This is a genomic window from Burkholderia sp. MSMB1072 (assembly GCF_001524725.1).
In the GTDB taxonomy this organism is placed as follows: Bacteria; Pseudomonadota; Gammaproteobacteria; order Burkholderiales; family Burkholderiaceae; genus Burkholderia.
Genome location: NZ_LOYC01000035.1, coordinates 123,013 through 136,385, shown reverse-complemented (window position 1 = coordinate 136,385; position 13,373 = coordinate 123,013). Strand labels below are relative to the sequence as shown.

Sequence of the window (13,373 nt, the reverse complement as noted above, 5' to 3'; positions counted from 1 at the left end):
TCGTATTGCATGTTAGTATTCCTTACATTTCTTTCGACGGGCATTCCGTCGAAGAAACGAAGGAATACCCGTGCGTTAGAACAGTCGCGGCGTACCGACCCAGACCACCACCGACTCGATCTTCGCGGTGTTGACCCAGCTGTGCGGGACCGTCGACTGATAGTGCGAACTGTCGCCGGCCTGCAGGACGAACGTCTTGCCTTCCAGCGTCAGCGACACTTCCCCTTCAATCACGTACAGGAACTCCTCTCCTGCATGTGTCGTCACCTCCGACCGTTTCTGCCCCGGCGGCATCCTCACGAGGATCGCCTCCAGCTGGCGCCCTTCGGACACGTTGGTCAGCCTCGCGAACAGGTTCGCCGAATCGGCAAACCCGAAGAAGCGCAACTGATCGCCTCGGCAAACCGAGCGTTCCTCGCTCGGCGTATCCACGAAGTACTGCACCGTCACACCGAGCGCGTGCGCGATACCGGCCAGCGACGTCAGCGACGGTGACGCGAGCCCGCGCTCGACTTGAGACAGAAACGGCTTCGAAATCCCCGCGGCGGTAGCCGTGTCGTCGAGCGTGCGCTTCAGACGTTGGCGCAACGCGCGAATCTTGCTGCCGAGTGCGACAGCGTCTGCCGATCGCGAGTTTTCAGTGGGGGGAACCATAGCAGGCCGAAAAGTGGTCGTCAAAAAATGTTTGATGGAAAGTAACTAAGTTAATACGAGATAGCTTAATCTTCGGGTTCGCACACGCCTTCGGCGTTGAGCCCGGTGCACTAAACAGGGCCCGAAGCGAGCGAAACGACGCGCTATCTTGCCAGACTCGCCGGCTTCACAGGCAAGCTGCAAGCGGCTCTCCGGGAATCTGCGGAGAACGGGCGTCAAGCTTACAAGTAGATGATGAGACAAATGTTCCTGAAAGCTGCTGCCACATCGGGAGTTTCCCTAAGTGGCGCGGACCTGACGCACCGGACCGGCAAACGTTACCATTCGCGCGCCGGTCGGGGCCGCGCTCCGCCTTGTCGGGCGGAGTCCGACCCCGGCCCGGGCCAACCGCCCGACTGCTCCATCGCCGACGCAAGCCTACCCGGCCACAGTGCTCCGGCGCCAGTTCGACCCCCATGGCGACGCGCGATCCGCGCCGTCCGTTTCAAACGAGATTGATGATGCACGCACCTGTTTCACAGACCCGATCGTTCACGACGGTCTTCCTCATCGAAATGTGGGAGCGCTTCGGCTACTACGGCATGGCCGCGCTTCTGGTCCTCTTCATGGTCGACCGCCTCGGCTTCACCGACAGCCACGCGAACCTGACCTGGGGGGCGTTCACCGCACTCGTCTACGCCGCGCCGTCGATCGGCGGCTGGATCGGCGACAAGGTGCTCGGCGCGCGCCGCACGATGATCATCGGCGCGTCCGTGCTGTGCGCCGGCTATCTGATGCTCGCGGTGCCGAACGATCACCTGGCGTACATGTACGCATCGCTCGGCGTGATCGTCGTCGGCAACGGCCTGTTCAAGGCCAACGCGGCAAACCTCGTGCGCCGCATTTACGAAGGCGACGACGCGCGCATCGACAGCGCGTTCACGATCTACTACATGGCGGTCAACATCGGCTCGACGGTGTCGATGCTCGCGACGCCGTGGATCAAGGATCACTGGGGCTGGCACACCGCGTTCGCGGTCTGCTGCGGCGGCATGCTGCTCGCGATCCTCAACTTCATGCTGATGCACCGCACGCTCGCGCACATCGGCTCGCAGCCGGACGACGAACCGATCCGCTGGAAGCGCCTCGGCGCGGTCGCGGCCGGCGGCGTCGCGCTCGCGCTGATCACGCTGTATGTGCTGCAGCACAAGCAGCTCGCGGTCGCGAGCGTGTGGACGGCCGCGTTCGCGATCCTCGCGATCTTCGCGTACATGATCGCGAAGTCGGAGCGCTCGGAGCGCGCGGGCCTGATCGCGGCGCTCGTGCTGATCGGCCAGGTGATCCTGTTCTTCATCTTCTACGTGCAGATGTCGACGTCGCTGACGCTGTTCGCGCTGCGCAACGTCGACCCGCGCTTCATGCTGTTCGGCACGACGCTGTTCACGTGGAGCGCCGCGCAGTTCCAGGCGCTGAACCCGATCTGGATCATGCTGCTGAGCCCGGTGCTCGTGTGGGTCTACAACGCCGTCGCGAAGGGCGGCCGCGACCTGCCGGTCGCCGCGAAGTACGCGCTCGGTTTCGGCGCGGTCGCCGCGGGCTACCTGGTGTTCACGATCAGCGGCCGCTATGCGGTCGACGGCCGCGTGTCGTCGTGGTTCATGGTGTGGGGCTACGGCCTGTACTCGCTCGGCGAGCTGCTGGTCAGCGGCCTCGGCCTCGCGATGATCGCCCGCTACGTGCCGGCGCGCATGAGCGGCTTCATGATGGGCGCGTATTTCGTCGCGACGGGCGTGTCGCAGTATCTGGGCAGCGTCGTCGCGAACTTCGCGCAGATGCCGTCGCACGAACTGCCGGCCACCGAATCGCTGCCGCTCTACCTGTCGCTGTTCGAGAAGCTCGGCTGGCTCGCCGCGATCGGCATGCTGCTCGCGCTGCTGCTGCTGCCGCTGATGAACCGCCTGTCGCGCCAGCATCAGCGCTGCGCGGAAGAGCGCCGCGAGGAAGCGCTGCAGGCGCAGGTCGCCGCCGCGCAGTAAGTACTATCCCTCGGCGTGCGGCTTGCACGCCACATTCTCCCGCCAGGTGCGCGAACGCGTCCTACACTGGTTGCAGGCAATGCATCCGCTTCGCGAGATGCGCACTGGTGGGAGAGCACGATGAAAAGCAAGACAACGCGGCTTTTGCGGATCCTGTCGGACATCCGGCACGCGCAGCACTGCACCGCGATGCGCGCCGCCCGGGCCGCGGCCGAAGCCGACGCGGTCCTCGCGGAGCGCGACGACCCGGCACAGGACGAACGCGACGACGCCGAAGCCGACGACGCAACCGCCCCGCCCCGCTCCCGTATCGGCTCACCTCACTGACGCCGCGCGGCGCCTGCCGCGCCGCATGCGCCTCGCTCGCGCCTACGCCGCCGCGCCACGCCATCGCGCGATCCACGTTCCCGAACCGGCCACCGCCATCATCAGCCCAAGCGCGCACGCGTCGGCCACGAGGCCCACGCCGACATGCCGCAGATCGGCGCTGCGCACGACCGGATGCAGCAACGAATCGATCACGAGCGAGATCGCCGCGCCCGCGACGAAGCAGATCAGCCCGCGCTGGCCGACCGCGACGACGGGCCGCACGCCCTGCGCGATCCGCGCGATCCAGCCGAAGCGCACGCAATCGGCCATCAGCCACGCGACGGCCGCGAAGCTCACGACGCGCGGCAGCGCGAGATCGCGCTTGAGCACGCCTTCGGGCACCGGCAGCCCCGAGAACAGCTTGTAGCTCGCGCAGCCGAGCACGATCGCGCACGCGAGCCCGGTCGCCGCGGCGCCCCAGCGGCCGAGCGCGATGTGCCGGTAGAACGGCTGGCAGCGCGCGAGCACGCCGGCGACGAACATCAGTTGCCATGCAAACGGGTTGAAGCTCCAGCGGAAGCCGTCGGTGTCGAGCAGCTCCGGGCCGAGCCAGCCCGCCGCGAGCCACGACGCGGCGCTGATCGCGACGAGCAGCCACGGCTGGCGCCGCGCGAACGGCACCAGCACCGGCGACGCGAGCGCGAACAGCACGTACATCGGCAGCACCGACGCGAGATACGGCTGGCGCTGGAACGTCAGCAGCTCGGCTGCGCCCGTGAGCGGCGACGCGAGCATCACGCTGACGTCGTCGAGCGCGAGGTTCGGCGCATCGATGCCGTAGTGGTCGAGCACGGCCGACACGACGAGCATCAGCGTCGACGTCGCGAGAAACGCCCGGTAGATCTGCATCGCGCGCCGCACGAAACGCCGTTGCGCGGCGCGCGCGCCGTGCCGCTCGGCGATCGCGCCGTACGCGCTCGCGGTCGCGAAGCCGCCGAGGAACACGAACACTTCGGCCGCATCGCACAGTGCGAACGCATGCAGCGTCACGCGCGACAGCACGCTCGCGCCGATGTGATCGACGACGATCATCAACAGCACGAGCCCGCGGAAGAAATCGACTTCGATCAGGCGGCCGCTGCGCGACGACTGCACCGTGGCGGAGTGCAGCGGGCTCAACGACATGAGCGCACCTGTGCGGCGGCGGTGCGCCGCGCACCGGAGAAGGGATCGGGAAAAAGCAGGCGAGCGCGATCGGCGGCGATACGCGTATGCTCGCATCGCGCCAACCCGGCCGGCCCGGCACGGAGGTGACCGTTCATTGAAAAGCTGCATACGGAGGAAAGTCGGTCAAATCAGTTTAATGACCGATCGGGGGAGACCCTAAGTAACAAAATGCAACCGAATCTTCTCTTCGATTACAAGCGCGCGCGTTGCGCGCGAAGCAGGCAGCGTCGCCAGATTCGCGTCAGCGCGGCGCCAGTTGACGGTCAGTATCGACGGATTCGGCAGAGAAACGAGCGCTTTTCGATGGTCGACGATGCACGCGATGCGCGGCACGTTCCGCACGGCCGGCACATCGCGACGATGCGGTTAGCCGCGCGCGGGCAGGCGCCGCATCAGCATCGCGCTGTGCCACGCGGTCAGCGCGACGGCGACCCAGATCGGCCCGTACGTCGCGAGCTGCGCGACGCTGAGCGTCTCGCCGAGCAGCAGCAGCGACACCACGACGAGCAGCACGGGCTCGACGTAGCCGAGAATACCGAACAGCGCCATCGGCAGCATCCGGCTCGCCTTCAGATAGCTCGCGAGCGCGAGCGTGCTGAGGATGCCGAGCCCCGGCAGCAACGCGGCCCACAGCAGCGGATGGCCGTCGACGCGCGTCGCGCTCGTCGCGACCATCGCCAGCGCGATCGGGCACAGCAGCACGATCTCGATCGCGAAGGCGGCCAGCGAATCGGCGTTGATGCGCCGGCGCAGCACGAAATACGGCGGATAGCCGAGCGCGACGACCAGCGTCGGCCACGCGAACGCGCGCGTCGCCCACACCTCGTGCGCGACGCCGAGCGCCGCGCACGCGACCGCCGCCCATTGCAGCGGGTCGAGCCGTTCGTGATAGTAGAAGCGGCCGACGAGCACCATCGTCAGCGGCAGCAGGAAATAGCCGAGCGACACTTCGAGCATGCGGCCGTGCAGCGGCGCCCACAGGAACAGCCACAGCTGCACGCCGAGCAGCGCCGCGCTCGCCGGCAGCGCGATCAGCAAGCGCCAGTCGCGCGCACCGCGCCGCGCAAGCTCGACGAGCGCCGGCCAGCGGCCGCGCAGCGCGATCAGCGCGAGCGCGCCCGGCGCGGTCCACACCACGCGCCACGCGAAGATGTCGAGCCCCGTGAGCGGCGCGAGCAGTTTCGCGTAAACCGACATCAGCGCGAACAGCGTCGACGCCATCACCGACAGCGTGAGGCCGCGCCCGGCTTCCGGATACCCCGTCACGATCGTGCCGTGCCGCTTACTGCTGCTGAAAGCGCTCGAAGCGCCGCTCAGTCGGGCGTTCCTCGAACGTCACCTCGGTCACGCGCGCGGCGGGCGGCCCGTGACGCAGCCATGCGAGCATCCGGTCGATCTGCGCGCCGGGCCCCTGGATCATCGCCTCGACGGTGCCGTCCTCGAGATTCGCGACCCAGCCGCGCAGCTTCAGCGCATGCGCCTCGCGCACCGTCGCATGACGAAAGCCGACGCCCTGCACGACGCCGCGCACCCGCACGTAGTAGGTCTCGATCCGTTCGTCCAGTTCATTGCGGCTCATCGCGTCGCCCTCCCGTTGCATTCAAGCCCGGCATTGTAGTCGCGTCGGCCGCTTCGCACACGCGCCGGCCGGGCGTCGCCGCGCACGCCGACCACGTACAATCTCGCCGATGCCCAACCGCCGCGCCGCGCGCGCGGCCCTGAAGGAAACGCATGACTGATACTTCCCGCGATCTCGTTCTCGTCACCGGCGCGTCCGGTTTCGTCGGCTCGGCCGTCGCGCGCATCGCGCAGCAGAAAGGCTATGCGGTGCGCGTGCTCGTGCGCCCGACCAGCCCGCGCACGAACGTCGCGGATCTCGATGCCGAGATCGTCACCGGCGACATGCGCGACGAGGCGTCGATGCGCGCCGCGCTGCGCGGCGTGCGCTACCTGCTGCACGTGGCGGCCGACTACCGGCTGTGGGCGCCCGACCCCGACGAGATCGAGCGCGCGAACCTCGAAGGCGCGGTCGCGACGATGCGCGCCGCCCGCGCGGAAGGCGTCGAGCGGATCGTCTACACGAGCAGCGTCGCGACGCTGAAGGTGACGAGCGCCGGCGACCCGTCCGACGAGAACCGGCCGCTCACGGCCGAGCAAGCGATCGGCGTCTACAAGCGCAGCAAGGTGCTCGCGGAGCGCGCGGTCGAGCGGATGATCGCCGACGAAGGGCTGCCCGCCGTGATCGTCAATCCGTCGACGCCGATCGGCCCGCGCGACGTCAAGCCGACGCCGACCGGCCGCATCATCGTCGAGGCTGCGCTTGGCAAGATTCCCGCGTTCGTCGACACGGGGCTGAACCTCGTGCACGTCGACGACGTCGCGCACGGCCATTTCCTCGCGCTCGAGCGCGGCCGGATCGGCGAGCACTACATCCTCGGCGGCGAGAACCTGCCGCTGCAGCAGATGCTCGCGGACATCGCGCAGATGACGGGCCGCAAGGCGCCGACGATCGCGCTGCCGCGCTGGCCGCTGTACCCGCTCGCGGTCGGCGCCGAAGCGGTCGCGAAGTTCACGAAGAAGGAGCCGTTCGTCACCGTGGACGGGCTGCGGATGTCGAAGAACAAGATGTATTTCACGTCCGCGAAGGCCGAGCGCGAGCTCGGCTACCGTGCGCGCCCGTACCGCGAGGGGCTGCGCGATGCGCTGGACTGGTTCGGCTCGGCGGGCTACCTGAAGTAACACAAAGCGGCGCATCTCGCGCCGCTTCGCGCACTTTGTTACACGTCGCGCGCGGACCGGTATCGGCGCAGCGGTTAAAATCGCGGGTCTTACGCAGAGAAGACACGCATGAACCTGAACGATCAGATCGCTTCGCTCGCCACGGGCGTCGATCAGCTCCTCCACGATCACCACGCCGCCCAGCAGGCGGCCCGCAGCGCGGAAGCCTTCGCGCGCGCCGCGGCGGCGGAAGCCCGGGCCGCGGCCGAGCGTCACGCGGCGGCGGAAGCCGAAGCGCAGGCCGCCGCGCAGCGCCACACGGCCGCTGCCGCCGATGCCGAAGCCGCGCAGCGGCGCCACGCCGACGCCACCGCCGCCGCCGAAGCGGCCGCCCAACGTCACAACGAAGCCACCGCGCAGGCCGAGGCCGCGGTCCAGCGGCACGCCGAAGCGACCGCGCTGACCGAAGCGCTCGCGCAACGTCACGCGGATGCCGAAGCCGCGTCGCAGCGCCACGCGGCCGCGATCGCCGAAGCCGAGGCCGCCGCGCAGCGTCATCACGCCGCCGCAACCGAAGCCGAAGCGGCCGCGCAACGCCATGCCGCGGCGACCGCCGAAGCCGAAGCCGCCGCGAAGCGCCATGCGGAAGCGACCGCCGAAGCCGAAGCCGCCGCACAACGCCACGCGGCCGCGATCGCCGAGGCCGAGGCGCTCGCCCAGCGTCACACGCAGGCGCTCGCCGACACGCAGGCGGCCGCCCAGCGTCACGCCGAAGCCACCGCCGAGGCCGAAGCGATCACGCGGCGTCACGCCGAAGCGATCGCCCAGGCCGAAGCCGCCGCGCAACGCCACGCCGAAGCCACCGCCGAAGCCGAAGCCATTACGCGGCGCCATACCGAAGCGATCGCCCAGGCCGAAGCGGCCGCGCAGCACCACGCGAAGGCTGTCGCCGACGCCGAAGCGCTGGTCGAGGCCGTCGTCAAGGAAGCCGCGACGAGTGCGGTTACCGCCTCGGCCGCGACAGCCGACGTCGTCGAGCCGGCAGCGGCGGCGCAAGCGCCCGTAAACGCGGCCGCGCCAGCGGTGACCGAAGCGGCCGAAACGGTCGAAGCGGTCGAAGCAGCCGACGCCCCGGCCGATACCGAGACCGCACCGGTCCCGGCAGCACAAGCCGAAATCGCGGTTGAAGCCGGCACCGCTGCCGCGCCGGCCGACAAGGCGACGCTGCACGTCGCGCGCCCGTCCCAGAATGAACTCACGCTGACCATCAACGGCGAATCGATCACGCTGCATCCGGAGCAACTGGGCCAATTGATCGAGGAACTCGCGCACGCGCGCGCGTCGATGCAGCCGGAGCCGCCGCCCGGCATTCCGGCCGGCTGGCGTTTCGTGACGACGAAGAACCCGATGATGGCCGTGCAGAAGCAGTCGAACGGCGACCGCCTGCTGGTCGCCCGCCATACGGGCTACGGCTGGGTGCCGTTCACGTTCTCGCCGGACGTCGTGATCCAGATGTACATGATGCTGACGCAGCGGTAAGCGTGCGCGTCGGCCTGAAACCGGCCGGAAAGCAAACAGCCCGAATCGGCTTGCGTCGATCCGGGCTGTGTGTTTTCAGCGTTCCGGTTTATCGGGACGGCCGGTATCCGCCGTTGATGGTCAGCGCTCCACCGGCGCCTGCACGCGCGCCTTCCACTGGCCGCCCTTACCGCGCCAGTAACGCCACGCGGACGCGAACGTCGCGCCGACGTAGAACAGCGCGACGAGCGGCAGCGCGGGCGCCCACAGCGGCGAGCGACGGTAGTAGCGCAGCATCGGCGCATACGCGGCGCACATCGACGCCCATGCGAGCCACGCCGGCCACGCGCGCGCGCCATAGGCGAGCGCGGCGACGGGCGGCACCAGGTAGATGATCGTCATCCCGAGCAGCGTGCCGGCCAGCAGCAGCGGCGAATAGTGCAGCTGCGTGAACGCGGTGCGCGCGATCATGTTCCAGATGTCGCGCCAGCTGTCGTACGGGCGCAGCGACACGCTGCGATCGGCGAGATCGAGCCGGATCGGATGGCGGCCGCTGCCGCGATGCTTGATCTGCGCGGCGAGGCTGCAGTCGTCGATCAGCGCGCCGCGAATCGATTCGATGCCGCCCGCTTCCTCGAGCGCCGTGCGCTTCACGAGCATGCAGCCGCCGGCCGCGCCGGCCGTCCGGTTGCGCGGGTCGTTGATCCACGAGAACGGGTACAGCTTCGCGAAGAAGAACACGAACGCCGGGATCAGCGCCTTTTCCCAGAACGAGTCGCAGCGCAGCCGCACCATCAGCGACACGAGATCGCGATTCTCGGCCTGTGCGCGCGTGACGAGCTGCGCGACGGCGTCGGGCGGATGGCCGATGTCGGCATCCGTCAGCAGCAGGTAGTCGGCCGGCAGGCCGAGCGTCTGCACCGCCGCGATCCCCTGCGACTGCGCCCACACCTTGCCCGACCAGCCGGCCGGCAGCGGCTTCGCGCTCAGCACCGTCAGCCGGTCGGCGCGGTTGATCGCGAGCGCGGCCGCGCGGGCCGCATCGGCGGTGCCGTCGTCGCTGTGGTCGTCGACGATGATCAGATGGAACTCGCCCGGATAATCCTGCTCGAGCAGCGAAGTCGCCGCACGGGCGATCACGTCGGCTTCGTTGCGCGCCGGCACGACCGCCACGACGGCCGGCCAGCCGGCTTCGGCCGCGGCGCCGCGGGCGTCGGGCGGCAGCGGCCGCGCGGGCTGCGCGCGCCAGAAGCCGCCGCGCGCGGCGAGCAGCACGATCCAGATCACCAGCGACAGGCCGGACACCAGGAAAGCGATCGCCAGCATCATCGGCCTGCCTCCCGCCGGGCGACGGCTTCGACGGCACGAATAAGGGTCGGAAACGAAACACCCAAACCCGCACGGGCGGATGGGCAATACGCGTAAGAATCGACGGTCATCGAATGGCCTTGAAATGAGCGCGATGGCGGGCAGCCGGAGCGGCCGACCGCGAAACCGCGCAGTTTACCGGGTTCCGCGCGCGCCAGCGCCGACGCAGCTCTCCCGCAATTGCAACGGTTCGACACGGCACCGAAGCAAGGACGGCGCGATAGGGTTAAAATGCGCGATTAATTCGGGGTTCCGGGGCCTGGCCGGCCGGTTCGTTCCTGCCTTCATAACATCAAGCCGGGGCGAGCAAGCGTGTGCCAGCGCCTCGAACCCCGGCGTCTGTCGTCGGAGTTCGCTCACTTATGCGAGTCATCCTTGCCCAGCCCCGCGGCTTCTGTGCGGGGGTTGTCCGTGCGATCGAGATCGTCGATCGCGCGCTGCAACAGCACGGTGCGCCGGTCTATGTGCGTCACGAGATCGTGCATAACCGGCATGTCGTCGAAAATCTGCGTAATAAAGGGGCACGATTCGTTGAGGAACTCGACGAGGTGCCGCACGGCGCCGTCGCGATCTTCAGCGCGCACGGTGTCGCCCAGACGGTCGAGCACGACGCGCAAGCGCGCGGGCTCGACGTGCTCGACGCGACCTGCCCGCTCGTCACGAAAGTGCACGTGCAGGGCCGCCAGTACGTCGCGGCGGGCCGCCGGCTGATCCTGATCGGCCATGCGGGCCACCCGGAAGTCGAGGGCACGATCGGCCAGATTCCGGCCGAGGTGATCCTCGTGCAGAGCGAAGCCGAAGTCGATACGCTGACGCTGCCCGTCGATACGCCGGTCGCGTACATCACGCAGACCACGCTGTCGGTCGACGACACGCGCGGCATCATCGAAGCGCTGCAGCGCCGGTTCACCGACCTCGTCGGCCCGGACACGCGCGACATCTGCTATGCCACGCAGAATCGCCAGGCCGCCGTGCGCGAGCTGAGCGAACAGGTCGACGTGCTGCTCGTCGTCGGTGCGACGAACAGCTCGAACTCGAACCGCCTGCGCGAGATCGGCACCGAAAGCGGCGTGCCGAGCTATCTCGTCGCCGACGGCTCGGAAGTGAAGCCCGAATGGTTCGCGGGTGTGCAGACGGTCGGCCTGACCGCCGGTGCGTCGGCGCCCGAGGAAATGGTCGAGGATGTAATCGGCGCGCTGCGCGCGCTGGGGCCCGTCGATGTCGCGACGATGGCGGGCCGTGAAGAAAAAGTCGAATTCAAGTTGCCGGCGAAGCTCACGCAAGCTGTCGCCCGCGAAGTTTAAGGAGGACATCCCTTGTCTATTCCGCTGCTCCAGCAAGTCCGTGTCGGCGCCTACATCGTGCGCCAGCACCTGTCCGGCAACAAACGCTATCCGCTCGCGCTGATGCTCGAGCCGCTGTTCCGCTGCAACCTCGCGTGCAACGGCTGCGGCAAGATCGACTATCCGGATCCAATCCTGAACCAGCGTCTTTCGGTCGAGGAATGCCTGCAGGCCGTCGACGAGTGCGGCGCGCCCGTCGTGTCGATCGCCGGCGGCGAGCCGCTGCTCCACAAGGAGATGCCGGAAATCGTCAAGGGCATCATGAAGCGCAAGAAGTTCGTGTACCTGTGCACGAACGCGCTCCTGATGGAAAAGAAGATGGACGACTACCAGCCGAGCCCGTATTTCGTCTGGTCGGTCCACCTCGACGGCGACAAGGACATGCACGACCATTCCGTGTCGCAGGAAGGCGTGTACGACAAGGCGGTCGCGGCGATCAAGGAAGCGAAGCGCCGCGGCTTCCGCGTGAACATCAACTGCACGCTGTTCAACGATGCGATCCCCGAGCGCGTCGCGAAGTTCTTCGACACGCTGGGCCCGATCGGCGTCGACGGCATCACCGTGTCGCCGGGCTATGCATACGAGCGCGCGCCGGATCAGCAGCACTTCCTGAACCGCGACAAGACGAAGAACCTGTTCCGCGAAATCCTGAAGCGCGGCGAAGGCGGCAAGCGCTGGTCGTTCAGCCAGTCGTCGCTGTTCCTCGACTTCCTGGCCGGCAACCAGACGTACAAGTGCACGCCGTGGGGCAACCCGGCACGTACGGTGTTCGGCTGGCAGAAACCGTGCTATCTGGTCGGCGAAGGTTACGTGAAGACCTTCAAGGAACTGATGGAAACGACCGAGTGGGACAACTACGGCGTCGGCAACTACGAGAAGTGCGCGGACTGCATGGTCCACTGCGGCTTCGAGGCCACGGCCGTGATGGACACGATCTCCAACCCGCTGAAGGCGCTGCGCGTGAGCCGCAAGGGCATCAAGACCGACGGCCCGTTCGCACCGGACATCTCGATCGCGAAGCAGCGTCCGGCCGAGTACGTGTTCTCGCGCCACGTCGAGATCAAGCTCGAGGAAATCCAGCGCGCCGGCAAGGGCAAGCTGCAGAAGCCGGCGAAGTCGGCGACGGCCGCTTAAGCGCGTTACGCCGTGCGAAGGTTCGCGCCTTCGCAGCGGCCACGCATCGAAAAGCGCCACGGAGTTCGCTCCGTGGCGCTTTTTGTTTTGTCGGACGCCGAGTCACGCATTGCGCTTGCGCGCCTGCGCGCAGACGCGCGCCGTCGATTGCCTAGCTTCGCGACTCCGCCGCGGCGATCAGTTGCCAGGCGGTCGGCCCCGGATCGAGCAGCGGGTCGGACGGCGGATCGAGATCGTGCGGATGCGCTTCCTCGGACGGCAACGTCTGCGCTTTCGCAATACCGATTTCGTCGCCGCACACGGTGCATCGATAGATACCCGCCACCGTCACCTTGCTGCCCGGCGGCAGGTTCTCGCTGAATGCGCGGCCACTTCCGCATGTGAAGTAGCCGCCGCTCCTGTATAGCGCCATCGCTCCTCCCTGACTGAAACGAATACGTTCGCGTCGACACGCACGTTCGTCGTCAACGCGAGGATGAATCGTCGTCGCCCGGCTCGCCGGGGTTCCAGTCATGTCATTAGACGGCACGCGGCCGCGCGATGAAATGAGACGCGTATGAAACACGGCCCGCGGGCCGCCACTCAATGCAGAACGGCCGGCGCCCGCATCTTCGCCGCGGCCTGCGCGACCAGCCCCGGCTGTTCGGCTGAAGCGAAAGTGCAGACATGACGCCACAGCTCCGCCAGCCGATGACGCGTGAGCGTCGCGACGCATGCATCGTTCGCCGCGAGCACACGTTCGAGCACCGCGCATTCGTCGTCGTGCAACGTCCAGGCACCGCTTTGCGCGGCGCGCGCCACGCTCGCGTCCAGCACGCGCTCCGCGTCGACGCACAGGTCGATGGTCGCGTCGGGCGAGACCGCATCGTCGAGCGCGAGGAACACCAGATACACGCTCGTGCGCAGCCGCATCAGCAACGCTTCGCTACCGTGCTCGCCGCGCAGCGCGACCAGCGCCATGTGGCATTTCAGCGAGATGTCGCGTGCATGCGCGGGCGGCAGCGGCAGCAGCCATTCGCGCGTCAACGGCGGATGGCGACGGCCTTTTCGGGCAGCCTTCATGCTTCGCCCTCGCTCGCGGACGCGC

Annotated in this window: 13 protein-coding genes; 6 read left to right on the top strand and 7 right to left on the bottom strand. The window is 68.0% G+C overall.

Going from position 1 to position 13,373, the window contains the following annotated elements; all coding sequences use genetic code 11:
* Positions 1–75: 75 nt before the first annotated feature.
* Positions 76–654 carry a cupin domain-containing protein gene (locus WS89_RS19445; RefSeq protein WP_011548888.1) on the bottom strand — a complete coding sequence of 193 codons (579 nt, stop codon included), beginning with the start codon at positions 652–654 and terminating at the stop codon, positions 76–78.
* 497 nt (positions 655–1,151) lie between these two features.
* Between WS89_RS19445 and WS89_RS19440 the strand changes: the two genes are divergently transcribed.
* Both WS89_RS19440 and WS89_RS19435 read left to right on the top strand, forming a co-directional pair.
* On the top strand, positions 1,152–2,669 hold the full coding sequence (locus tag WS89_RS19440; protein WP_059793025.1) for a peptide MFS transporter: 1,518 nt from the start codon (positions 1,152–1,154) through the stop codon (positions 2,667–2,669).
* Between the two features lie 120 nt (positions 2,670–2,789).
* Positions 2,790–2,996, top strand: a complete 207-nt coding sequence (locus tag WS89_RS19435; protein WP_059792769.1) for a hypothetical protein — start codon at positions 2,790–2,792, stop codon at positions 2,994–2,996.
* A 42-nt stretch (positions 2,997–3,038) separates the two neighbouring features.
* On the opposite strand, the gene WS89_RS19430 is transcribed toward WS89_RS19435, so the two are convergent.
* From WS89_RS19430 to WS89_RS19415, 3 genes are all read right to left on the bottom strand, one after another.
* Positions 3,039–4,163 carry an OpgC domain-containing protein gene (locus WS89_RS19430; protein ID WP_059792768.1) on the bottom strand — a complete coding sequence of 375 codons (1,125 nt, stop codon included), beginning with the start codon at positions 4,161–4,163 and terminating at the stop codon, positions 3,039–3,041.
* A gap of 408 nt (positions 4,164–4,571) precedes the next feature.
* Positions 4,572–5,471: an EamA family transporter RarD gene (gene rarD, locus WS89_RS19420; RefSeq protein WP_059792764.1), complete on the bottom strand. Its 900-nt coding sequence runs from the start codon at positions 5,469–5,471 to the stop codon at positions 4,572–4,574.
* 16 nt (positions 5,472–5,487) lie between these two features.
* Positions 5,488–5,784: an acylphosphatase gene (locus tag WS89_RS19415; RefSeq protein ID WP_059499629.1), complete on the bottom strand. Its 297-nt coding sequence runs from the start codon at positions 5,782–5,784 to the stop codon at positions 5,488–5,490.
* A 152-nt stretch (positions 5,785–5,936) separates the two neighbouring features.
* Between WS89_RS19415 and hpnA the strand changes: the two genes are divergently transcribed.
* Together hpnA and WS89_RS19405 are read left to right on the top strand one after the other, a co-directional pair.
* Positions 5,937–6,944, top strand: a complete 1,008-nt coding sequence (gene hpnA / locus WS89_RS19410) for a hopanoid-associated sugar epimerase (RefSeq protein WP_059792762.1) — start codon at positions 5,937–5,939, stop codon at positions 6,942–6,944.
* 108 nt (positions 6,945–7,052) lie between these two features.
* Positions 7,053–8,462 (top strand): hypothetical protein, encoded by a 1,410-nt coding sequence (locus WS89_RS19405; RefSeq protein ID WP_059792760.1) that lies wholly within the window; start codon positions 7,053–7,055, stop codon positions 8,460–8,462.
* A 120-nt stretch (positions 8,463–8,582) separates the two neighbouring features.
* On the opposite strand, the gene WS89_RS19400 is transcribed toward WS89_RS19405, so the two are convergent.
* The gene (locus tag WS89_RS19400) at positions 8,583–9,770 is read right to left on the bottom strand and encodes a glycosyltransferase (protein ID WP_059792758.1); all 1,188 of its coding nucleotides are present in this window, start codon (positions 9,768–9,770) and stop codon (positions 8,583–8,585) included.
* A 401-nt stretch (positions 9,771–10,171) separates the two neighbouring features.
* Between WS89_RS19400 and ispH the strand changes: the two genes are divergently transcribed.
* A complete protein-coding gene (gene ispH, locus WS89_RS19395) occupies positions 10,172–11,113 on the top strand; it encodes a 4-hydroxy-3-methylbut-2-enyl diphosphate reductase (protein WP_034205903.1) in 942 nt (313 codons plus the stop codon).
* 12 nt (positions 11,114–11,125) lie between these two features.
* On the top strand, positions 11,126–12,286 hold the full coding sequence (gene hpnH / locus WS89_RS19390; protein ID WP_006480287.1) for an adenosyl-hopene transferase HpnH: 1,161 nt from the start codon (positions 11,126–11,128) through the stop codon (positions 12,284–12,286).
* Between the two features lie 151 nt (positions 12,287–12,437).
* Here hpnH and WS89_RS19385 read toward each other — a convergent pair whose 3' ends face one another.
* Complete coding sequence (locus WS89_RS19385; RefSeq protein WP_006485063.1) at positions 12,438–12,698, bottom strand: hypothetical protein; 261 nt, start codon at positions 12,696–12,698, stop codon at positions 12,438–12,440.
* A gap of 170 nt (positions 12,699–12,868) precedes the next feature.
* Complete coding sequence (locus tag WS89_RS19380; RefSeq protein ID WP_059792756.1) at positions 12,869–13,348, bottom strand: hypothetical protein; 480 nt, start codon at positions 13,346–13,348, stop codon at positions 12,869–12,871.
* Positions 13,349–13,373: the final 25 nt, after the last annotated feature.